20 protein-coding genes are annotated in these 21,907 nt (G+C 66.5%); 9 read left to right on the top strand and 11 right to left on the bottom strand.

The window, feature by feature from the left end; all coding sequences use genetic code 11:
* Positions 1–64: 64 nt before the first annotated feature.
* Positions 65–1,129, top strand: a complete 1,065-nt coding sequence (locus tag AC5I49_RS20665) for an asparaginase (protein WP_016452086.1) — start codon at positions 65–67, stop codon at positions 1,127–1,129.
* Between the two features lie 113 nt (positions 1,130–1,242).
* Positions 1,243–1,701, top strand: coding sequence for an RDD family protein (locus AC5I49_RS20660; RefSeq protein WP_034366881.1), 459 nt, complete (start codon positions 1,243–1,245; stop codon positions 1,699–1,701).
* A gap of 102 nt (positions 1,702–1,803) precedes the next feature.
* Here AC5I49_RS20660 and AC5I49_RS20655 read toward each other — a convergent pair whose 3' ends face one another.
* From AC5I49_RS20655 to sbcD, 4 genes are all read right to left on the bottom strand, one after another.
* Positions 1,804–2,412, bottom strand: a complete 609-nt coding sequence (locus AC5I49_RS20655; RefSeq protein ID WP_203400114.1) for a hypothetical protein — start codon at positions 2,410–2,412, stop codon at positions 1,804–1,806.
* Between the two features lie 206 nt (positions 2,413–2,618).
* Positions 2,619–3,557 carry a GSU2403 family nucleotidyltransferase fold protein gene (locus AC5I49_RS20650; RefSeq protein WP_026062422.1) on the bottom strand — a complete coding sequence of 313 codons (939 nt, stop codon included), beginning with the start codon at positions 3,555–3,557 and terminating at the stop codon, positions 2,619–2,621.
* Between the two features lie 82 nt (positions 3,558–3,639).
* On the bottom strand, positions 3,640–7,137 hold the full coding sequence (locus AC5I49_RS20645) for an AAA family ATPase (protein WP_495789817.1): 3,498 nt from the start codon (positions 7,135–7,137) through the stop codon (positions 3,640–3,642).
* Positions 7,134–8,411, bottom strand: a complete 1,278-nt coding sequence (gene sbcD / locus AC5I49_RS20640) for an exonuclease subunit SbcD (protein ID WP_495789816.1) — start codon at positions 8,409–8,411, stop codon at positions 7,134–7,136. Before sbcD ends, AC5I49_RS20645 begins: the two co-directional genes overlap by 4 nt.
* Positions 8,412–8,550: 139 nt before the next feature.
* Here sbcD and AC5I49_RS20635 point away from each other — a divergent pair, with 139 nt between their 5' ends.
* Entirely contained in the window at positions 8,551–8,937 is a 387-nt protein-coding gene (locus AC5I49_RS20635; RefSeq protein ID WP_012202828.1) for a VOC family protein, read from the top strand.
* Positions 8,938–9,076: 139 nt separating this feature from the next.
* On the opposite strand, the gene AC5I49_RS20630 is transcribed toward AC5I49_RS20635, so the two are convergent.
* Both AC5I49_RS20630 and AC5I49_RS20625 read right to left on the bottom strand, forming a co-directional pair.
* On the bottom strand, positions 9,077–9,478 hold the full coding sequence (locus tag AC5I49_RS20630; protein ID WP_016449868.1) for a hypothetical protein: 402 nt from the start codon (positions 9,476–9,478) through the stop codon (positions 9,077–9,079).
* A 32-nt stretch (positions 9,479–9,510) separates the two neighbouring features.
* Entirely contained in the window at positions 9,511–10,152 is a 642-nt protein-coding gene (locus tag AC5I49_RS20625) for a peptidoglycan recognition protein family protein (protein ID WP_495789815.1), read from the bottom strand.
* A 368-nt stretch (positions 10,153–10,520) separates the two neighbouring features.
* Between AC5I49_RS20625 and AC5I49_RS20620 the strand changes: the two genes are divergently transcribed.
* The 3 genes from AC5I49_RS20620 to AC5I49_RS20610 all read left to right on the top strand — a co-directional run bounded on the left by AC5I49_RS20620 (position 10,521) and on the right by AC5I49_RS20610 (position 13,620).
* Positions 10,521–11,132: a class I SAM-dependent DNA methyltransferase gene (locus tag AC5I49_RS20620; RefSeq protein WP_016449866.1), complete on the top strand. Its 612-nt coding sequence runs from the start codon at positions 10,521–10,523 to the stop codon at positions 11,130–11,132.
* Positions 11,129–11,977, top strand: coding sequence for a tRNA-uridine aminocarboxypropyltransferase (locus AC5I49_RS20615; RefSeq protein WP_209799322.1), 849 nt, complete (start codon positions 11,129–11,131; stop codon positions 11,975–11,977). Before AC5I49_RS20620 ends, AC5I49_RS20615 begins: the two co-directional genes overlap by 4 nt.
* A 494-nt stretch (positions 11,978–12,471) precedes the next feature.
* Positions 12,472–13,620, top strand: coding sequence for an acyltransferase family protein (locus AC5I49_RS20610; RefSeq protein ID WP_016449864.1), 1,149 nt, complete (start codon positions 12,472–12,474; stop codon positions 13,618–13,620).
* Between the two features lie 80 nt (positions 13,621–13,700).
* On the opposite strand, the gene AC5I49_RS20605 is transcribed toward AC5I49_RS20610, so the two are convergent.
* Positions 13,701–14,348 carry a DUF924 family protein gene (locus AC5I49_RS20605; RefSeq protein WP_252652339.1) on the bottom strand — a complete coding sequence of 216 codons (648 nt, stop codon included), beginning with the start codon at positions 14,346–14,348 and terminating at the stop codon, positions 13,701–13,703.
* Positions 14,349–14,548: 200 nt separating this feature from the next.
* Positions 14,549–15,901, bottom strand: coding sequence for a type II toxin-antitoxin system HipA family toxin YjjJ (gene yjjJ, locus AC5I49_RS20600; RefSeq protein ID WP_016449862.1), 1,353 nt, complete (start codon positions 15,899–15,901; stop codon positions 14,549–14,551).
* Between the two features lie 495 nt (positions 15,902–16,396).
* Here yjjJ and AC5I49_RS20595 point away from each other — a divergent pair, with 495 nt between their 5' ends.
* The 3 genes from AC5I49_RS20595 (at position 16,397) to AC5I49_RS20585 (ending at position 18,985) form a co-directional block, all read left to right on the top strand.
* Positions 16,397–16,846, top strand: coding sequence for a DUF1439 domain-containing protein (locus tag AC5I49_RS20595; protein WP_223275342.1), 450 nt, complete (start codon positions 16,397–16,399; stop codon positions 16,844–16,846).
* A 237-nt stretch (positions 16,847–17,083) separates the two neighbouring features.
* Positions 17,084–17,806 carry a glutathione S-transferase C-terminal domain-containing protein gene (locus AC5I49_RS20590; protein WP_016449860.1) on the top strand — a complete coding sequence of 241 codons (723 nt, stop codon included), beginning with the start codon at positions 17,084–17,086 and terminating at the stop codon, positions 17,804–17,806.
* Positions 17,807–17,938: 132 nt separating this feature from the next.
* Positions 17,939–18,985, top strand: coding sequence for a pirin family protein (locus AC5I49_RS20585; RefSeq protein WP_012202840.1), 1,047 nt, complete (start codon positions 17,939–17,941; stop codon positions 18,983–18,985).
* A gap of 26 nt (positions 18,986–19,011) precedes the next feature.
* On the opposite strand, the gene AC5I49_RS20580 is transcribed toward AC5I49_RS20585, so the two are convergent.
* The 3 genes from AC5I49_RS20580 to AC5I49_RS20570 are packed head-to-tail and all read right to left on the bottom strand — an operon-like array spanning position 19,012 to position 21,884.
* Positions 19,012–19,464, bottom strand: coding sequence for a carboxymuconolactone decarboxylase family protein (locus AC5I49_RS20580; protein WP_016452075.1), 453 nt, complete (start codon positions 19,462–19,464; stop codon positions 19,012–19,014).
* Between the two features lie 16 nt (positions 19,465–19,480).
* Positions 19,481–20,851, bottom strand: coding sequence for a lyase family protein (locus AC5I49_RS20575; RefSeq protein WP_495789814.1), 1,371 nt, complete (start codon positions 20,849–20,851; stop codon positions 19,481–19,483).
* Positions 20,852–20,867: 16 nt separating this feature from the next.
* Positions 20,868–21,884, bottom strand: a complete 1,017-nt coding sequence (locus AC5I49_RS20570; RefSeq protein WP_495789813.1) for a Bug family tripartite tricarboxylate transporter substrate binding protein — start codon at positions 21,882–21,884, stop codon at positions 20,868–20,870.
* Positions 21,885–21,907 lie beyond the last annotated feature (23 nt).

Genomic DNA, 21,907 nt, shown 5'->3' with positions numbered 1-21,907 from the left:
GCGCGGGCCGGCCGCACGCCATGATTAGCATGCTCCTTGACATCACAACAAGGAGACAACACCCGTGAAAGCCTTCCGCCGCACCGCCCTCGCCCTGCTCACTGCCTGCACCCTGCCCATGATTGCTACCAGCGCCGCCGCCCAGGACAAGCCCGTGGTCCAGTTCATCGCCACGGGCGGCACCATCGCCATGAAGATCGACCCGGTCAAGAACGCGCCCGTGCCCGCGATCTCGGGCGACGACCTGCTGGCCACCGTGCCCGACGTGGGCAAGTACGCGCGTATCCAGGTCAACAACCTGTCCAACGTGCCCTCCGACTACATGGACCCGGCCCGCTGGGTGCAGCTCACCCAGGCCGTACAGGCCGCCCTGGCCCGCCCTGAGGTGGCCGGCGCCATCGTCTCGCACGGCACGGACACGCTGGAGGAAACCGCCTTCTGGCTGGACCTGACCGTGCAGTCGTCCAAGCCCGTCGTGCTCATCGGCGCGCAGCGCAATGCCTCGGTGTCCGACTTCGACGGCCCGCGCAACCTGCTCAACGCCGTGCGCATCGCCGTGGACCCCAAGGCGCGCGACAAGGGCGCCATGCTGGCCATGAACAACCAGATCAACGCCGCGCGCTACGTCACCAAGACACACACGGCCAACGTGGAGACCTTCCGCTCGGGTGAGTTCGGCTTTCTGGGCGAGGTCTACCCGGACCGCGTCAGCTTCGCCTCCGCCCCCGCGCGCCGCCAGCACCTGCCCATCCAGGCGCAGACCATGCCCGAGGTGGAAATCTTCCCCATGTACGGCGGCGCCAACGGCCAGGCCGTTCGCCAGGCGGTGGACCGTGGCGTCAAGGGCATCGTCATCGACGCCCTGGGCATGGGCAACATGAACGTCGCCATGCTCGATGCCGCCAAGTACGCCATCGGCAAGAACGTGCCCGTGGTCGTCAGCACGCGCGTGCACAACGGCCGCGTCATGCCCAGCTACGGCTTCGAGGGCGGCGGCAAGACCTCGTTCGAGGCCGGCGCCGTCATGGCCGACGACCTGCGCGCGCCCAAGGCGCGGATCCTGCTGATGCTGGCGCTGCAGTCCGGCGTGACGGGGCAGAAGGACCTGCAGGCGGTATTTGATCGATAGTTCGACCGACAGGCCGCCGCAACGCTGCCGCGCAGGCCCTGGCCTTGCGCGGCATTTCTGGCGGGGCACCGAGGTGGCACACTGGCAGCCCCATATGCCAACCAGGGCGCACCATGCAGGATGACGATCTCGAATACGTAGGCTTCTGGGCCCGCACCGGCGCCGCGCTGATCGACACCGTGATCCTGCTCGTGCTCATGCTGCCGGCCCTGATCTCCATCTACGGATGGGAATACCTGGAATCCGAAAAACTGCTGCACGGCCCGGCCGATTTCGTCATCTCCTGGGTGCTGCCTGCCATTGCCGTCGTCATCTTCTGGATCAAGAAACAGGCGACGCCGGGCAAGATGATCATCTCCGCCAGGATCGTGGACGCGCAGACCGGCGCGGACATGAGCACACAGCAGGCCGTCATTCGCTACCTGGCCTATTTCGTGTCCATCATCCCGCTGTGCCTGGGGCTGATCTGGGTGGCCTTTGACCCGCGCAAGCAAGGCTGGCACGACAAGATTGCGGGCACCGTGGTGGTCAGGCCCAAGCACCGGGGCGTGCAGCCGGTGAAGTTCCGCTGATATCCATATCGCACTGCTCCAGCGCGCTGGCCGTTTGTGCCTCGGCCTGCTTCAACGCCTTCTGGCTGTCTGCCAGGTTGCGGGCAAGGCCCGCCCCGTGGCTCAATCCTCTTCCAACCCCGGCTCGTCCACCACGAAGCCCGAGCCGTCCTCGTCGCAGAACACGCATTGCTGCAAGAAGCTGTCCAGGCTGCGCGCGTGGAACCAGATCAGGCCCTGGTCTTCGTCGCAAAGCATGTCGGTCTGCTCGTCCACGCTGGCTCCGGCAAAGCCGCTCAGTTCCATTTCTTCGAGGAACTGCTCCAGGTCCTCGCAGCCCGCAAACAGCTCATGGTCCAGGCTGCCGATGCGGCCCTTGAAGGCGCCGTGCAGCACTTCCACGAAGGGGTTGCCGCCGGGGTCATGGCCAATGACCATGAAGTGCGCGGCAAACAGGTTCTCGCGCTGGTGGTCCTCCACGTCGCAGTGCTCCGAGCCTGCGCGGAAGTGGTGCAGGGTGCGCAGCCAGGCGTGGTTGTCGCCGGTCTCGTCGTCGGCCTGCAGGTAGTCCTCGCGGTCGGGCGCCGCTTCGAGCCGGTCGAAGTCCAGGCCGTTCTGCGTGATCAGGAACTGCGCGTAGGCGTCGGAGAAGCCTTGCGCGGCCTGGTACTCGCGCACCGCCTGGGCGTCGGGCAGGGCCAGGCCGAAGGGATTGGGAAAGCGCACTTGCATGGAACGGTCCTTGAAAAGGAGTGAACGGCGGCCACGCAGGCCGTGCCCGCAGGATGGTGCAGGCGTTGGGAGGCAGTTTGGTGACAGTTCTGTATTGAGCTGCAGAGCAGAGCAAAGCAGTGGCACGCAATGACTTCCCATATGTGCGTTGAACCCAGGCCTGCCTGCTCACACATTGCACAGGTCTCAGACGTATCCGAAAGCACTCATAGAGGCAAGTACCCGTCCACCAGCGCTTGCACCACGTCCGCTTGCAGTACATCCCGCCTGCGCTTGATGGCCTCTCGCTCGCGCAGGCCGGCCATCCATCGCTTGAACGCGACGAAGGTTGCCGGGTGGACGGTATGCATGCGCGCCATGGCTCCATTGCTGGCGACGATGACGGCTGAAAACGGTGGCGCATCCAGCAGCACGTTGGCACGCCTGGCCTGGGCCACCCAGAAGTCTTCCTCGGCGTCGCTGAGTTTGATGGGGTGGGGATCGTCTGCCACACGTTCGCGACGGATGATGTCCACTTCAAAACCGTCTTTGTTGACGGCCGTGTAGAGCTGGCTTTTGCGCAGGCGGAACGTGCTGTCCACCTTCTTCAGTACGCCGAGCATGGAGCTGTCTACGCGGGCGAGTTGCGTGGCAAATTGCAGCCGCTTGCGGGTATCCCACAACAGGTCCATGTCGCGCGTGGCCAGGGCATCTGCCTGTAGCCGCAAGCCGGCTGCTGCCTCGTACGCGTAAAGCGCATGCGTTCCTACCACGCGAAAGTGCGGACTCAGCCCGGTGATCGACAGACGGTTGAGCAGCTCCACCACCAGCGGGTCCACCCTGCCTACGCGCAGCGCACGATTCAGTCGCTGGTGCTGGGCCAATGCGGCCTTGAGCCCGGCCAAACGCTCGGCGCTTTCCTGTTTGCGCTGCATGAAGCGTTCATAGATGGCTTCGGTTTCCGGCGTGCGAAGACCGAGGCTGGTTTCGGCGCCCGCAGGCGTGGTGCGGATCAGGTAGCTGGATTGAGGAGACGACGCCGGACCCGCATGCCAATACATGCCACCGCGTACTTGAGCCCCTTCATCCCGGGCTTCTTCCAGGGCTTCGAAGGTGGATACGGCGTCTATGTACTGGCGGGCCGCTGATGGCTGGAGGTCTTGCATTTCGGTATTTTTTTGAGAATTTCTCTTTTATACCGAAATTCTTTTAAAAACAACAGCCTAAGAGATTTTGAAACGCTTCGGATCACGAAGCAACCACCAGCCTCGAATGCCCCACGCCACCGCCTTTCTCCACCCGCACCTGCACGGCGATGCGTTCCTTGAGCGCCTCCACGTGGCTGATGATGCCGATCATCTTGCCGCTGTCGTTGAGCCGGTCCAGCGCGGTGAGTGCGATCTCCAGCGTGTCGGCATCGAGCGTGCCGAAGCCTTCGTCGAGGAACAGGGAGTCGATGGAGGTCTTGTGGCTGACCAGGTCCGACAGGGCCAGTGCCAAGGCCAGGCTGACGAGGAAGGCCTCGCCGCCCGATAGCGTGCGCGTGTCGCGCGGGGTGTCGCCCTGCCAGCTGTCGACGATGTCCAGTTCCAGCTCGCCCTCGGGCTTGCGGCGCAGCAGGTAGCGGCCGTGCAGGCGCGACAGGTGGAGGTTGGCCAGGTGCAGCAGGTGGTCCAGCGTGAGGCCTTGGGCAAAGCGCCGGTATTTGTCCCCCTTGGCCGAGCCGATGAGGCCGTCCAGGTGCTGCCACAGCTCGCTGTCGCTGGCCTGGGCCGCAATGCGCTCGAACAGGGCCTGCTGGCCCTGGCGGCGGCGCTGGTCGTCGGCCAGCTGGGTGCGGACGCCGCCCAGTTGTTCGCTGAGTGCGTTGCGGCGTTCCTCAAGCGTTTGCAGGCGGGCCTGGATTTCTTCGGGCGCCGCCTCGGTCAGGGCCTGGGCCTGCAGTTGCGCGTGCTCGCGCTGTGCGGCTTCGAGCAGGGTGGCAGCGCGCTGTTGTGCCGCCTGCAGTTGCTGGCGCAGCGCGACCAGGCGCTGGCGTTCGGGTGCGGGGAGCAGGGCCTGCAGGTAGGAGGGTTCGTCAGCAAAGGGACTGGTGCTCAGGGCGGCCTGCCATGCGGATTCGGCCTGGGCCGCTTCCTCGCGCTGGCGGGCCAGCGTGGCCTGGGCCTGTTGCTGCTGGCCTTGCAGGGCATCCTGCTGCCGCGTGAGAGCGGCGATGTCGCTGGCGCATTCGGCCAGGGCCTGCGGCAGCTGTTCCAGGGGCGGTATGGGGAGTGAAGGCGGCTCTGCCACAGCCGTATCGACGGGATGGTGCTGCGCCGTTCTCTGCACCTTGCACTGTGCCTCCCACTGTGTTTCCGACTGCTTTTTCCAGCGCTGCGAATCGGCCTCGGCCGCCTCGCATTCCTTGCGCTGCAAGGCCATCGATTGGGCCAGTTGCTGCAGGTCGTGCCGGGCCTGCTGCCAGTGCTGCCATTCGGCTTCGCGTGCCTCAAGCCAGGGCTGGGCGTCGTCGGGCAGGGTGTGGCCGGCCTCGCCGAGCGAAGCCTGCAACTGCGCGTTCAGCGCCTGGGCTTCGGCCTGCAGGCCGGCGATGGATTGCTGCAGCTCTTCGCGGCGTGCGCTGTGGTCGGCCAGGGCCTGCTGCTGCAGCGCAAGCTGGCCTTGCGCGGTCTGCAGTGCCTGGCGACTGTGCTGGGCGGCGTCCTTGGCCTGTTGCACGGCCTGCTCGCCTTGCTCGGCGGCCTGCACGGCGCGCTTGAGCGTGTCCAGCTGCCGGGCGCAGGCCTGGGCCGATGCGGCGAGGGTGTCGGCCTGTTGCCAACTGTCTGGCGCGAGTTGCAGGGGTTGCGTGAGGCCCTGCCATGTGTCGTTCCATGTGTCGTGCCAGCGTGCGATGTCCTGTTCCAGTTCGTCGGCCTGGCGCTGGCGCGCAGCCTGCGCGGCCGTGGTGGCGGCCAGCGTGGCGCGGGCGGTTTCGCCCTGGGTTTGCAGGGCGTCGAGTTCATCCTGCTTGCGGCGCAGCGCGGCTTCGGTGGCCGAGGCGTCCAGCGCTTCGTAGGCGGCCACGGCCGGGTGCTCGTGCGCGCCGCACAGCGGGCAGGGCTGGCCGGGCTGCAGGGCGTGGCGGTGCTCGGACAGGCTTTGGATGCGCTGCTCCTGGGCCAGCAGTTTTTGCTTGTCGCGGACCTGTTCTCGCACGTCTATGTAGCGCGTGCGCAGGGCTTGCCAGGTGTCCGTCTGCTGCTGCGCCAGTGCTGTGCCTTCGCGCAATTCCCGGGCCAGTGTCTGTTGCTGGCGCGCAAGTTCGCGGCGCTGCGCGGCCTGGGTTTCTGCCTGGCGCCACAGGTGCAGGCGGTCCTGCTCTGCCTGCTCGCGGGCGCGCAGCTCGGCCATGCCGCCGCTGCCTTGAAGGCGCTGCGCCTGTTCGTCCTGCGCGTGCTGGAGCGCGGCGCTGGCGCGGGCCTGGGCGTCGGTGGCGGCCTGGACCTGGGCCGCGCCGGCTTCGGCGCTTTGCGCCATGCGGGCCTGTTCGGCATCCAGCTTGCGCAGGGCCTGCTGCTGGTGGGCCGCCTGCTGTTGCTGGCTGGCGCGCAGCTTGAACTGCTGGCGCCAGCTGCCCAGGCGCTCGCCCAGCAGGGCATGGGCTGCATGGTGGGTGCAGAACTGTTCCAGCGTTTGGTGCTCGGCCTGCTGGCGGGCCAGGGTGTCTTGCGCAGCCTGGGCCAGGCGGGCGGACAGGGCCTGGGCATGGCGGTGCTGCAGCAGCAGGCGGGCCTGGGTCTGCTGTTCGTGCTCGCGCAGTTGCTGCAGTTGCTGGCGGCTGTCATCGCAGGCGGCAGTGCTGCGCTGCCAGGCCTGGTGCAGCGGCTGCAGCGCCTGCGCGGGATCGTCATGGGCCAGGCTTTCCAGTTCTGGCGCGGCCTGCTCCAGTGCCTGTGCGGCGTCTGCGCAGCCGGTGCGGGCGGCCTGCAGTGTCTGGGTGGCCTGGGCCAGTTGCTGATGCCATTGGTGCTGGGCCTGGGTGCGCAGGTAGTCGGCCTGCAGCGTGGCCTGCTCCGTCACCAGGCTGTCGGCCTGGGCATGCAGGGCATCGCGCGCCTCGGGCGTCAGCAACTCCACGCCATCGGCCTGGGCCTTGAGCTGGTCCAGGCGCTGGCGCGCATCGCGGGCGCGTTCGAAGACTTTCTGCGAGATGAGGCCGTAGATCTCGGTGCCTGTCAGCTCTTCCAGCAGGCCGGCGCGCTCATTGGCATTGGCTTGCAGAAAAGCCGCAAAGCCGCCCTGGGCCAGCAGCATGGACTTGGTGAAGCGATCGAAGTCCAGCCCCGTGATGGCGGCGGTCTGCTCCAGCTTGTCGCGCGTCTGGCTGCTGAGGATGCTGCCGTCGCCCCGGGCCAGTTCCACCTTGGGCGCCTGCAGCGCGCCATCCACCCTGTCGCGTGCGCGGCGCTGGCTCCAGAAGGCGCGGTAGACCTGTCCCTTGACCTCGAATTCGACCTCGGCCAGACAGTCGGCCGTGTGGCGCGTCATGAGGTCGTTGGCGGATGCCGAGATGGTCTTCAGTCGCGGTGTCTCGTGGTACAGCGCCAGGCAGATGGCATCGAGCAGGGTGGACTTGCCCGCGCCCGTGGCCCCGGTGATGGCGAACAGGCCGTTGCCCGCGAACGGTGCCTGCGTGAAGTCGATGCGCCATTCGCCCTTGAGCGAGTTGAGGTTCTTGAGCCGCAGCGTAAGGATCTTCATGCGCGGGCCTCCTCGCCGTGTTCGCCGGCGCCTGGGTGGGGCGCATCAAGCCCGGCCACCACCTCCTGGTAGCGCCGGGTGAGGGCCTGGGCCAAGCCAGGCTCCAGTGTTTCCAGCGCCAGGCGGCGCTCGAAGACGTCGGCGGGGCTGATCTCGTGCAGCGACTCGCCAGCGGCGGCGGCCATGCCGGCCACCGCCCGGCCGCGCTGGCGCCGCACGCGCAGCAGTTCCACGGGCAGCTCGTCGGCCAAGGCCTGCACGCGGTCGGTGAGCTGGGGCAGGTAGTCGTCCTGCTCCACCACCACCTCCAACCACACGGGCCGTGCAGGGCTGCCGGCCTGGGCGGCGGCGCGCATCAGATCCGGCAAGGCGGTCAGGCTGCCTGCCACCGAGGCCATGGGCTGAAAGCAGGGAACGGGCAGCGGCGTGACGGCCTGCAGCCCTTCGGGGCCCAGGTCCACCAGCAGCATCTGCTTGGACTGGCGGGCCTCGTCAAAGCTCAGCGCAATGGGCGAGCCGCTGTAGCGGATGTGCTCCAGGCCGCCCACTTTCTGCGGCTGGTGGATGTGGCCCAGGGCCACGTAGTCGGCGGGTGGAAAGGCCGAAGTGGGAAACGCGTCCAGCGAGCCCACATAGATTTCGCGCACGGACTCGCTGCTGCTGGCGCCCACGGTGGTGAGGTGGCCCGTGGCGACGATGGGCAGGCGCTCGCCGCGTGTGGCAGCCAGCGCATCACGGCGAGCGATGGCGGCGTCGTGCACGTTGCGGTAGCAGGCCTCGATGGCGGCCTGCAGCGCCTGCTGTTTTTGCTCGGCGCTTTGGCCCGCCTGGCTCAGCATCATGTCGCGCGGGCGCATGAAGGGCAGGGCGCAGACGATGCAGCCAGGCGCGGCAGGCTGGCCCGGCCGGCGCCGCAGCGGCAAGTCCACCACGTGGCTGGCCGTCTCGCCCACGGCGGCTACCACGGTGGTGTCCAGGCAGGCCAGCAGCTCGCGGCTTTCGGCCAGCGTGGCCACGGAGTCATGGTTGCCGCCCAGCAGCAGCAGGGCCACGCCCGCCGCGTGCAGGCGCACCACGAGCTGGCTGTACAGTTCGCGCGCATAGCTGGGCGGCGCGCCGGTGTCGAAGATATCGCCCGCGATGAGCACGGCATCCACCGCCTGGGCATCGACCTGCTCCAGCAGCCAGTCGATGAGCGCAGCGTGCTCTGCCTGGCGGCTCTTGCCCATGAAGTGCTGGCCCAGATGCCAGTCGGAAGTGTGAAGAAGGCGCATGGTTTCGGTATCGCGGTATCGGTCCAATGTCCGCCGGCTCTGGCGGGGGCGACAGTATGGTCGCTGGCGCGCATGGGTGACAGCAGGACGGCTTGCCGCAGCTAACATCCCGGTTCGCATCAACCAAGGAGACACAGGCATGTTCAGCCACGTCATGGTCGGGGTCAACGACCTCGAAAAATCCAAGCAGTTCTACGACGCATTCCTGGGCGCGCTCGGCATTGCGCCGGGCATGGCCAACAAGAACCGCTATTTCTACCGCAGCGCGGGCGGCACGTTTGCCATTTCCACACCAATCAACGGCGAGGCCGCCTGCCACGGCAATGGCGCGACCATCGGCTTTGCGACGCAGTCGCCCGAGCAGGCCGACGCGGCCCATGCCGCCGCCGTGGCAGCCGGGGGCGTGACCTGCGAGGATCCGCCCGGCTGGCGCGAGGCTTCGCCCGGTGGCCGGCTGTACCTGGCCTATGTGCGGGATCTGGATGGCAACAAGCTGTGCCTGTTGCATCGGCCGCCGAAGGCCTAAGTTTCTGACCGTGCCGGACGGTGTTTTTTCGGGGCTGGAGCCCTGACGTCGAAACGCCAAAATGCAAATAGCCGATGTGCCATAGCTGCACTCGGCTGTTTTTATTGCGATTGGCCAACGTGGTGCCGCGCCAGAACAATCACCATTGAAATGGCTTGAACTTGCATTTTGGGCAGTGCAATACCGTCTTGTCCCTGCCCTCCAGGAACAGCGCACCGCCCCGGAACTGGTTGATGCTCCAACTTCCACGGCTGCCATCGCTGAATGCGATTTCGCCGCTTGCATAGCAGGGCGACCAGTCTAGCGTGTAGTGTGCGTCGTTTTCGTTGGTGGTTTTTGCCTGTTGAAAATAACGGCGCACCTGGGAGATGGTCAGGACAAAGTTGGCGCAACTCACCGCTGGGTCTTTTTCGACGGGCGATTTGGCCGCGTTTTCCTGGATGGTGATCTGGCTGATCTTGGGAAGTATCAGTGGGCACAGTGGCGGCTCGAACTCTGAGCCTTTTGTGCATTGATTGGCGGCGGAGGCGGTGCTAGCCATAACAACTAGCAGGGGTAAGGTTAATAGTGATCTCACCATTTTGCTGAAATCGCTTTCGTAGGATTTTTTCTAGAGACTTCTGGGTGCCTGAAAACTTCGCTCATAGATATTCTTAGTGTCAGCGTTAATTCCGCGATAAGCCACTGTAGTGCATTGTTCTGCTCGCTTGTAACGGCCTGATAAGTTTTCTTTTCGTCTGGTATGTTCCCGCCACGAGGAAGTGCTTCACCTACCAATTCAATGCCAATGCTGTCTTGGTTGGCCGGAAATCGTGCTGGAACCTTTTTCAGCATCTCGCGCTTGTTCTCTTGGGTTGGATTGAAGCGTTGTAACGATTTTAATTCAACTGGCGTGCATCGCTTTTCCAGTAAACAACGCGCTTTTATTTTGCCAATGTGCCATGTTTGTTTGTAAAGGGAAGCGGTTTGATATATTGTTCCATCTTTCTCTATCAGGAAATGTGCTCCATTTGCTGATGGGTTTTTGTAACTATCAATTGAAGACTGTGCTGTCGATCCTCCAGTTTGATGAACAATGATGCCATGAATTTCCTTCATTTCACCACGTTCAATGGTGGGTGCGATGGCTCGCTTTATAAGGGAGTGGATTGCTATTCCATTTCTATCAATTATTAGCATTTTAGTACCAATGATGTAGGCCTGCCGATGGCCCATGGGTGTTAATTTGGTATTTTGCTGGATATCGTAATTGCCGTTGATATGTTAGCCATGATGGGTATTGAGTGGTTGGGTTGAATTTGTAAAATTATGCAATCCTGATCTTTTTGTCATATCTCGCAGTTTTTTAGATGTTTGGGCGGCTGTTGTTGTGATCTGATATGCAAATCAGTCTGTCTTGCGGAGTAGCAACTGTCTTGGCTTATGCGGGCGATCAAGAAATTGGTCGACAACCGGACAGGCCCGGCCTCGGAAAAAAGCATCACCCGGCAGGGGCAAAAAACACGCGTTCCCATACCCACTGCCCTCTGCGCCATACTCCCGCCCGAACGCGCCCACCGGGCGCTCACCCCCAAGGAGAATGCGTGCAATCAGCAAGTGACCAGTGGTTCGACGAGGCGTACTACCAGCGCTACTACTTCGACAAGAAGACCAGCGTGGTCGACACCGAGCATGTGAACCGGCTGGGCGCTTTCGTGTGTTCCTATCTGAACTATGTGCGGGTGCCGGTGCGCCGCGTGCTGGATGTGGGCTGTGGTATCGGTCTGTGGCGCGAGGCGGTGCAGCGCCACTTCCCCGGTGCCAGCTACCACGGCGTGGAGTTCAGCGAGTACCTGTGCGGGCGCTTCGGCTGGGAGCGCGGCTCGGTGGTGGACTATGCGGCGCATGATCCTGCAGAGCCCTTCGATCTGGTGATCTGCCAGGGCGTGCTGCCCTATCTGAGCCCGCCGGATCTCAAGCGCGCGCTGGCCAATCTGGGGCGGTTGAGCCGAGGCGGTCTGTATGTGGAGGCGGTGGCGCGCGAGGATTACGAACGCGGCGTGATCGATGAGGATCTGACCGATCCGCGCCTGTTCCGCCACCGGGCCGATCTGTACCGGCGCGGGCTGGCCGAGCATTTCAAGGAACTGGGCGGCGGCGTGTGGCTGAGCCGCCGCGCCGAGCTGCCGCTGTTCGAGCTGGAAAGCGTGGGATGAGCATGGAGCTGCCTGACCAGGCTCCGGCGTCTCCGGTGCCCCTGTCCTATTTGCGTGGCGTGGATTCGGGCGTGGCGCCGCATGCGGTGTCGCGCCTGCGCACGCAGCGGCTGGCGCGCAGCACGCGGCCGTTCCTGTCGCGCGGCGGGCCGCGCGGCGAGCGCTGCGAGGGTTGCCGGCTGCGGCCTTCGCACTGCATCTGCGCGCTGCGTCCCATGCTGCCGACGCGGGCGGGTTTTTGCCTGCTGATGCACGATGCCGAGCCGCTCAAGCCCAGCAACACGGGCTGGCTGATCGCCGATGTGGTGGAGCAGACGCACGCCTTCGGCTGGGCGCGCACCGAGGCCGATGCGGGCCTGCTGGCCTTGCTCGCTGACCCGCAGTGGCAGCCCTATGTGGTGTTTCCCGGTGAGTTCGTACAGCCGCCGCAGCGCGTGGTGCACACGCTGCCGGTGCCCCAGGCCGCGGTCGTGCCGGGCCAGGAGCGGCGCCCGCTGTTCATCCTGCTGGATGCGACCTGGCCCGAGGCGCGCAAGATGTTCCGCAAGAGCCCTTACCTGGACCGCTTTCCGGTGCTGAGCCTGCACCCGGATCAGGTCTCGCAGTACCGCCTGCGCCGCTCCCAGCGCGAAGACCACTTCTGCACCAGCGAGGTGGCCGCCCTGTGCCTGGAGCTGACGGGCGATGCGGGCGACCGGCGCGCGGGCCGCGCGCTGGAGAGCTACCTGGCGCTGTTCACCGAGCACTATCTGCGCGCCAAGAACCAGCAGCCGGTGCAGGCAGACAGTGCCGCGCACCGGGGTCTGCAGGACGCCGTCTCATCCCGCTGTACGCCTGAAGAATAAAAACGATAGCGGTAAACGCTTGTGTTCATTGGGATTGGCGTCGTTTTGTTCCAAATTGTTGACGGCACATCCATCGCCCAGGCCCGGTGCGCGCCGGCGGCTTCACGGGGTGGAATGGGCCAGGGTGCAGCGGCGCCAGCACAAACCTCCTGTTACGTTCTGGCTGCAGGGCGCCTCCCATACTCGCGGCGTGCGAAGAAAGGCGGGTGGACGGCAGGGCGGGGGCATCGGATCCCGGGCTGAATGTCCATCGAACCTCGTCCCCGGGCGGTGATGGCTAGAATTGGATTTCGCTGAAATTCATCGGCCTGGCCCCGCTCAAGCGGGGCTTGTTCGTGCACGCAGGGCTGCCCGTCGAGGTGGCCCGCATCCTCAGGGCGCGCCGCACCGCGGCACGCGGATTGCTGTTCACCGCATCCGCCGGGAACCTTGGGACGTGCCGTCTCTCTTATCGCGCTGGACCATGCGTTGCACCCTTCGGGGCCGGCTGCGCCATGGCCGCGTGCTCCATTTTCTTGGGGTTTGTTCATGGCTCGGGGCCCATTGCTCCGGCGTTGGAAAGGTGTCCGGTTTTGGTGGTCAAGGATTTCAAACTGCGCTACAACCCCGCCCTTGACGGGCTGAGGGGCGTGGCGATCCTGTTGGTGATCTTGTCGCACTCCCATGCGCCTCTGTTTGATGGCGCGTTCTTCGGGGTCGACCTGTTTTTCGTGCTCAGCGGCTATCTGATCACTTCGCTGCTGCTGATGGAAAACGATTCCGAGGGCCGCATCGGCTTCTGGCGCTTTTACCGCCGCCGCTTCTTCCGCCTGATGCCGGCGCTGGCCCTGTTTCTGGCCGCGTACTGCATCTTCGCGCCCATGCTGTGGCCGGACCTGAACGACATCTACTCCGATGCGCTGGTCTCCATCCTCTATCTGGCCGACTACGGCATCGCCTTCTTCGACAGCCCGGACACGCTGCTGCACATGTGGTCGCTGTCGGTGGAGGAGCACTTCTACCTGATCTGGCCGCCGCTGCTGGTGCTGCTGCTGCGCTTTTCCAAGCCGGGCCGCCTGTGGCGCCCGATTGCCCTGCTGTGGGCGCTGAGCTGGCTGTGGCGCGTGTACTGGGTGGACCAGGGTCAGCACTTCTATGAGATCTTCTTCCGCTTCGACACCCGCGCCTCGGGCCTGTTCGCCGGTGCGCTGCTGGCGGCGCTGATGATCGAGCGCCCGGACTTCATCGCTGCGCTGAAGGCGCGCATGCACCACGCCATGTGGGTGCCGCTGGCCGTGCCGCTGTTGATGGCGCTGCAATGGGACAACCAGGACGCCATGGTCTGGGGCATCACCGTGGTGGAGTGCGCGGCCGTTGTGCTGCTGGTGGCGGTGAGCCAGGGCTCGGGCCTGGTCTACGACATGCTGTCGTCGCCCATGCTGGTGAAGCTGGGACGCCTGTCCTATGGCGTCTATCTCTGGCACTACCCGGTGGTGCGCTATCTGCGCGCCGACTTCTCGTGGCCCGTGGTCGTGGTGCTGGGCCTGGCGATCTCGGTGGTGCTGTCGGCGCTGTCCTTCTACACCATCGAGCGCTGGGCGCTGCGCATGCGCGATGGCGAGCGCAAGGGCGGCGAGCGCCAGCCGCAGGCGCAGCCGGCCTGAATGCCGGCAGGGCGCCGAAAGCAAAAAAGGGAACGTTGGCACGTTCCCTTTTTTGTGGGTGAAGGAGATCCGCTGCGCTCTCAGAACCCTGAGCCGGGCTGGGACAGGTACTGCAGTTCCTCGGGCGTGCTGGTGCGGCCCAGGATGGCATTGCGGTGCGGAAAGCGGCCGTAGCGCACGATGACGTCGCGGTGCCGGTGGGCGTAGTCCAGCGTGCCGGCCAGGAACTCGCGCACGCCCTCGCCGCCAGTGTCGCCGGCCTGGTCGGCCAGGGCCTGGAAGGCGGCCACGCTGCGGTTCTGCAGGGCCAGGTCCTCGGCATGCTCCAGCGGCAGGTAGCAGAAGATGCGGGCCACGGCGGGCAGGTCGGCATGCCGGTCATGGCCCTGGGCGATGCCGTCCAGCGCCAGCTGCAGCGCCTGCGGGTCGCCCGCAAAGCTGCGCGCCGTGCCCCGGAACAGGTTGCGCGTGAACTGGTCCAGCAGCACGATCAGCGCCAGCCTGCCCAGCGCCGTGCCGGCCCAGGCGTCGAGTCGGCCGGCCAGCGCGTCTTCGACCAGGGCACCGAAGCGCTCGCGGATCTGGTTGTCGGTGGCCTCGGACTTGATGAACCACAGGTTCTTGCAGGCCAGGGCGCTTGCATTGTCGGGGCGGGTGGAGCCCAGCCAGTAGCCGAGCACGTCGGCAATGCGGGGGTCTGCGGCGGAGGAGGGTGCAATGCTGGTCATCGGGGGCCCGTGTCTGGTCGGATGAGGAAAGCTTCGATTGTGCAGGCGGTGGCGGGCCGAGGCTGTGGATGGCCGGTTCTCCGCAGATGGATAACAGTTTGTGCAGAGGTTTTTCCAGCCAATATGCACAGATTTTTCAAGAGGATTTCTATTGGTTATCAACAGGTGGTGTCATTGATTCCATTGAAGGTGCTTGAAAATCAAGCGGCAAGGGCATCAAGATTGCTTTCGGCAATACTGCGGAATTCCCCGGAGATGCGCGCATCCTGCGCCACGGCCCGCCAGAAGCGCCGCGCCAGTGCCTGGGCGCGCGGCCATTCGGCCAGCGTGGCGGCCGTGGGGCGCGGGGGCTGGGCGCTGAAGTCGCGCTCCACGATCTCGCCATTGATGGGCATGTAGAGCATGGGCAGCATGTCGTAGGTGGGCGACAGCGCCCAGTCGCCCTGCGGCTGCGGCAGCACGAAGGAGATGTTGCCGTAGTGCCGGTCGGTGTTGGCGATGAGTTGGCCGTAGGCCTCGAGCAGGCGCAGGCTGCGCGCATCGGTCTCGGTGATGAGGCCACGCGCCGCCAGGCGGCTGGCCGTGGCGGCCCAGTTGTCCACCTCGCCCACGTACTGGGCATTGAGCACCTGCAGGGAGACCATGCCTATGCGTCCGGGGTTGCGGTCCGGCGGCGGTGCGCAGCCCGGCTCGGGCTGGCTGCGATCGAAGCGCTCCGATTCGAGAAAGGCCCGGCCGCCATCCATGAACAGCCGCGTGCGCGCGGCGGGCAGGCCGTCTTCGGCCAGGGTCTGCAGCGCCAGATGTTCGCAGACCAGCAGGTCGCGTATGCGCTGCTCGGCCGGCGCGTCGCCTGCCGGGGAGAATTTGACGATGACGCTGCGCCCGGCCGTGGTGCAGCAGAACTTGGGCTGCTCGCCGCCCGCCGACGAGCCCGGATGCGTGCCCTGCATGGCCTGCATGGCCAGGCGCGGATACTCGGCCGGCGACTCGGCGCGCAGCGCGCGGGCGGGCAGGGTGTGGAAGCGCTCGAACGCGGCTTCGCCCACGATGAGGTTGCCCGGCAGGTCCTCGCCGAATCGGGCCAGGGCGCGCAGCACGTCGTCCTCGCCCCATTGGCGCGGGTCGCCGCCCAACTGCAGTTCGGGATGGCTGTGCGCAAAGGTGCGGCCGATGAAGCCCTGGGGCCGCATGTCGTCCAGGAACCAGGGCAGGCCGTCGTGCTGCTCGCTGAGGCCATCGGCCTCGTCCACCCAGAAGCCGCCGCCGTGCAGCGCGATCATGCGGCCGAAGGGCGATGCGTGGCCTTCGGTATCCACGCGCATGATGGCCACCTCGGCGCCCACGCCCGCCACCTGGCGCGGCAGCACATAGCGCTGCGTGCGCGCCGCACCCACCTTGCGCACCTGGCCCGACCGGATCAGCGGCGCCAGCGCGCGCGACACGGTGGGCTGGCTCACGCCCAGCATCTGCTGCAGCTCGCGCGCCGCCAGCGCACCGCCCTGGCGGCGCAGTGCCGCCAGTACCTGGGTGGAGAGGTCTTCCAAGGCCATGGGAATCAATTGATGAATGAATAAAAATAAGGGATAATTTATTAAAAATCAATGATTTATGCAAATCAATGAATGAATATATGAATAGATTCATGCGCCGGTGGAGGGCCGTGCCCAAGGCCGCGGCAAAGCTGGGCGGGCGGGAGGGCCGGCCAGAAGGATTGGGTGATGTTTCCGTACGGAGGGCGGTACTGCCTATGTCCGATGGGCACTCGCTGTGAAGCGCCTTCGCGCGTGCCGGGCAACACCCACTGCAGGGACAGGGAATAGCCCCTGGCGGGACAATGCCGATCTCAAAAAACATAGCGCCATGCGTATGGCATGCATGGCGCTTCAGGGTTTCGTGTCGGGCTTTCTGGGGCTTGTGCTGTCGTGATGAATCGCCGCTTTTTGTTGATGGTCCTGGCCACGGGCTGCAGCCTGGCTGCGACCGGATGTTCGGGAAAGTCCGGGCCTGGAAATGTCTCGATTTCGCGGCAAAGGCTGCAGGAGGTGGTGGCCCAGCGCTTTCCACGGCAATTCCCCGTGGCCGGCATGCTGCAGCTCAAGCTGCATTCGCCGGTGCTGGGATTGCTGCCCGAGCGCAACGCGCTCAATGCGGTGTTGCAGGCCGATCTGTCGGGACCCGTGCTCAAGCAAGCCTATGGCGGCCATCTGAACCTGGACTTCGCGCTGCGCTACGAGCCCACGGACCGCACGCTGCGCGCCCACCAGATCAAGGTCAACAGCCTGGTCATCAACGACCTGGCCCCCGCCATGAGCGACATGATCACCACCTACGCCAGCGCCCTGGCCGAGCAGGCGCTGGGCCAGCTCGTGCTCTACCAGCTGCAGGACAAGGACCTGGCCCTGATGGACTCTCTGAACATGGAGCCCGGCGCCATCACGGTGACGCCGGACGGCCTGAGCGTGGCCCTGGTCCAGAAGCCCGTCGCGCCGCGCTGAGAGCTGGGCCGGGCGGGCGATGCACGGTTCAGCCGTGCGCCTCCATCCGAGCGCCTCGGTAGCCGGTGCATGGCGGCGAGCGGGGAGACTGGCCATGCAATCTGCGTGGGTTGTCATGACCCGGCGGCAGGGCCGGGTCCGCCGTTATTTGGCGTGCCAAGCATGGCTGGGCGCCGAACGCTACGATGCAGCGGCCATCGATTTCTTGGCGAACCCGTCCAGCCTTCAAGGTGCCCCATGACTCCACAGAATCCGCTTTCCGCCTTTTCCGTCACGCGCAAGTGGCCGGCCATGCAGCCGGACCGCATCCAGCTGTATTCCCTGCCCACGCCCAACGGCGTCAAGGTGTCGATCGCTCTGGAGGAGATGGGCCTGCCGTATGAGGCGCACCGCGTGGGCTTCGAGAGCAATGACCAGCTCTCGCCCGAGTTCGTGGACACCTTTCCCAACAACAAGATCCCGGCCATCCTGGACCCGCAGGGTCCGGGCGGGAAGCCGCTGGCGCTGTTCGAGTCGGGCGCCATCCTGGTCTACCTGGCCGAGAAGTCCGGCAGCCCGCTGCTGCCCGCCGACCCGGCCGCGCGCTATGAAACGCTGCAGTGGCTGATGTTCCAGATGGGTGGCGTCGGCCCCATGTTCGGCCAGCTGGGGTTCTTCCACAAATTCGCGGGCAAGGACTTCGAGGACAAGCGCCCGCGCGACCGCTACGTGAACGAGTCCGTGCGCCTGCTGGGTGTGCTGGAGCGCCGCCTCGCAGGCCGCGCCTGGGTGATGGGCGAGCAGTTCACCATTGCCGACATCGCCCTGTGGCCCTGGGTGCGCAACATGGTGGTGGAGCAGGGCTACAACGCGGCCGAACTGCTGGGCTGGGAGCGCTTTCCCGAGCTGCAGCGCGTGCTGGCCGCCTTCGTAGCGCGCCCGGCCGTGCAAAAGGGCCTGGTGACGCCGCCGCGCAACTGAGCCGGCGGGCGTTGCATTCCTGGGCCGCACTGTCCCAGCCATGGTGGCTTTCAAAACGGGCGCGGGGGCCGCATCTGTCCGAGAATGCAGCGCCCCCTTTTTTCTTGCGGGCGCAGCCTCACAGGAGCCACGATGACCGCAGCCACCACCCCCGTCCTCCAGAGCCAGCCGCTGGGCCCGCTGTGGCCCACCATGGACCCCTTCCTGTTCTGTGCCCACCATGACGATGCCTATCCGCCCAGCGATGGCCGACTGGGCGTGCAGGCCGTGGACCTGGAAGGCCGCCAGATGGGCAGCGACTTCAGCCGCAAGGACGGCTTTTCCATGTACCACGGAGATGGCGTGCCGGGCTTTCCCGGCCACCCGCACCGCGGCTTCGAGACCGTGACCCTGGTGCGCAAGGGCCTGATCGACCATTCCGATTCGCTGGGCGCGGCCGCGCGCTTTGGCGGCGGCGACGTGCAGTGGCTCACGGCCGGCAAGGGAATCCAGCATTCGGAGATGTTCCCGCTGCTCAACAGCGACGCGCCCAATCCGCTGGAGCTGTTCCAGATCTGGCTGAACCTGCCTGCGCGCTCCAAGATGGTGGAGCCGCACTTCACCATGTTCTGGAACGAACGCATCCCCCGCCTGGAGCATGCGGATGCCGCAGGCCGCAGGACCGTGGTCACCGTGGTCGCAGGCAGCCTGCCCGGCACGGCGGCCGCCCTGCCTCCGCCGCCCGAATCCTGGGCCTCGCAACCCGAGGGCGACGTGGCCATCTGGACGCTGCGCCTGGAGCCCGGCGCACGCTGGACGCTGCCGCGCGCAGCCGGTGCGGACACGCAACGCATGCTGTATTTCTTTGCAGGCCAGGCACTGCAGGTCGGGCCCACGGCCCTGGCCCAGCATGCGGCCCTGCATGTGGATGCCACGCAGGACTGGGAGCTGCACAACAGCGGCGCCGACGCCGTGGAATGCCTGGTGCTGCAGGGCCGCCCCATTGGCGAGAGCGTGGCGCAGTACGGCCCCTTCGTGATGAACACGCAGCAGGAAATCATGCAGGCCATGCAGGACTACCGGCGCACCCAGTTCGGCGGATGGCCCTGGGCCGAGCAGGACCCGGTGCATGGCGCAGAGAACCGGCGCTTTGCGCGCTACCCGGGCGCTGCGGCCGAGGAACAGCCGCCGGCCGCCTGAGTCCGGTCAGGCCGCGTCAGGCCGTGTCAGGCCGTGTCTGAGGGTGGATGAAAGCTGGCCGGCGCGGGCGTGCGCCCCAGCTCCTTGAGGATCTTCAGCGTGATGGCCATGCCGGTGTTGCCTGCGGGCACGCCGGCATAGACGGCGGTCTGCAGCAGCACTTCGCGGATGGTGTCCAGGTCCAGCGGCGCGGCCTCGGCATCGGCCGGGTCGGCCAGCAGGCCGGTGCGGATGTGCAGCTCGAACTCTTCCCAGCGGCCCATGGAGGCCGTGATGGCCAGCACCATGATGCGGCGCGTGCGGCGCTCCAGGCCGGGGCGGCTCCAGATGCCGTCCCAGGCATAGGCCGTGATCATGCGCTGGAACTCCACATTCAGTTCGTTGGCGCGCGCCACGGATTGGTCCACCCATTCATCGCCCAGCACGCGGCGGCGGTTGGCAAGGCCGCGCTGCAGGGCGTCGGCGGAAGGTTCGGTCATGGCGGGGGTTCCTGTGTCAAGCATGGGCATGGGCGTTGGCGTGGGTCTGCGGCGCTGCCAGCAGCGCCAGGCACGCATCATGCGATGCCTGCACGGCGCGTGCCGGGTCGCAGGCCCGGGCCAGCGCATCTTGCAGCGCTTGCAGGGCTGCTGCGTCCAGCCGGGGCGCGGCCCATTCGGCCAGCAGCAGGCGCAGCTCGCGTCCCTGCTCCAGCGCCTGCGGGGCCAGCAGCTCCACGGCGGCCAGGGCCTCGGGCTTGCCTGTCCAGTGCGCCATGGCGTGCACGCAGGCCTCTGAAAACACCAGTCCCTGCAGGCCCCGCACATGGCCCAGCATGCGCTGCGGAAGCACCTGCAGCGACTGCGCGGCCTGGCGCAATGCGGCGGCGGCGCCATGCACATGGCGCCACAGGTCGGGCCAGTGCGCGACCTCGGCCTGCCACTCGCCCAGCGCGCGTTCATGGGCCTGGGCCATGCAGCCCAGCAGCAGGGCCGCGAGTTGGGGGATGGCCTGGGCCTGTGCCACCGCCTGCATCAGGTGCACGGGATTGCGCTTGTGCGGCATGGCGCTGGAGGTGCTGCCGCGCGGCGCCTCGGCGATCTCGCCCACCTCGTACTGCGCCATCAGCGACCAGTCCCGGGCCAGCTTGGCCAGGCTGCCGCCGCACACAGCCGCTTCCATGGCCAGGCGCATCCAGTCGTCACGCTGCGTATGCCAGCTGCGGCCGCAGGCCGACAGGCCCAGGCGCCGGGCCAGTGCCTGCTCCACCTCGGCACGGTGGCTTCCCAGCACCGCGCCATTGCCCACGGCGCCGCCCAATTGCACGCACAGCGCAGCGGTGGCAAGCCTTTCAAACTGTTCGATGCTGCGGCCCACGGCGGCAGCCGACTGCGCGCACTTGAATCCGAAGCTGGTGATCTGCGCGGGCTGCAGCAGGCTGCGCGCCAGCATGGGCGTGGCCGCGTGCGTGCGGGCCAGGGCCTGCAGTGCGGACTGCAGCGCGTCCAGCTCGGCCAGCAGCGCCTGCAGGGCCTGCTGTGTGAGCAGGGCCTGCGCCGTGTCCACGGCGTCCTGCGTGGTCGCACCCCAGTGCAGCCAGGGCAGGCCTTCCGGGGTGTAGGCCTGCAGCCACTGCTGCAGCGGCCGCACCACAGCCAGGCCCAGCGCGCCGCTGGCGCGCGCCTGCTCCACCACGCCTTCGCACGTGAGCGGCGCCTGCGCGCAGGCGCGCGCAATGGCCTCGGCGGCCGGGCGCGGCACCAGGCCGCAGTCGGCCTGGGCCTGGGCCAGCGCGCTCTCGAAGCGCAGTAGCGCGTCCAGCCAGCGCGCGTCTGCAAACCAGTGGCCGCTGTCGGCCGGGCCCAGATAGTCCTTCACCAATGACATGCTGTCCTTGCCGGTCTCAGGCCGTGGCGCCCGAGGCCTTGATCACGGCCGCCCACTTGGCGCTCTCCACCTGTATGCGGGCCGCGTACTGCGCGCCATCGCCCAGCAGCGGAACGGCGCCCTCGATGCCCAGGCGCGACTGGAAGGACTCGGCAGACGCCACCTTGAGGATGTCGCGTCCCAGCGCGCGCACCGTCTCGGCAGGCGTGCCCCTGGGCGCGAGGATGCCGTAGGTCAGCGAGCTCTCGAAGTCGGCCAGCGCACGCACGCCGGACTCGGCCACCGTGGGCACGTCGGGCAGCTGGGGCTGGCGTTTGGCGCCGGTCACGGCCAGGGCGCGCAGCTTGCCGGCCTTCACCAGGGCCATGGCCGCGGGAATCACGCCAAAGCTGAAGTCCACATTGCCGCCCACCAGGTCGGTCAGCGATGGGGCCGTGCCCTTGTACGGCACATGGATGGCCTTGGCGCCCAGCGCATGGGCGAACATCTCGCCCGTCAGGTGGCCGCCCGTGCCCGAGCCGCTGGAGGCGTAGTTCATCTCGCCGCTGCGCTTGCGCATCTGCTCGGCCAGGTCGGCCACGCTGCGCACGGGCGAGGAAGCCGGCACCACCAGCAGCAGGGCCGACGATGCGAACATGGCCACCGGCTGCAGATCGGTGGCCGCATTGAACTTGAGGCCCGGGTACAGCGAGGGATTGATGGACACCGTGCCCGTATGGCCCAGCAGCCAGGTGCCGCCGTCGCCGGCTGCACGCACCACGGCTTCCGTGCCCAGGTTGCCGCCCGCGCCGGCCTTGTTCTCCACGATCATCCCGTAGCCGAAGGACTCGTTGAGGCCATGCGCCATCTGCCGCGCGAACACATCGTTGCCGCCGCCCGGCGCAAACGGCACCACCAGGCGGCTGCCGCGCTTTTGGGCCCAGGCCGGCAGCGCATAGGCGGCCAGCGCGGCGGCGGCGGTGGACAGCCACATCCGGCGCGGCAAAGAGGTCTGAGAGGCTTGAGCGGTTTGAGCGGTGGGCCGGGAATCCATGCGTCTGTCTCCTGAAATAGTCG

Source organism: Delftia sp. (assembly GCF_059499305.1).
Note: the sequence above shows the minus strand (reverse complement) of the source record. Positions and strands in the feature narration are given on the sequence as shown.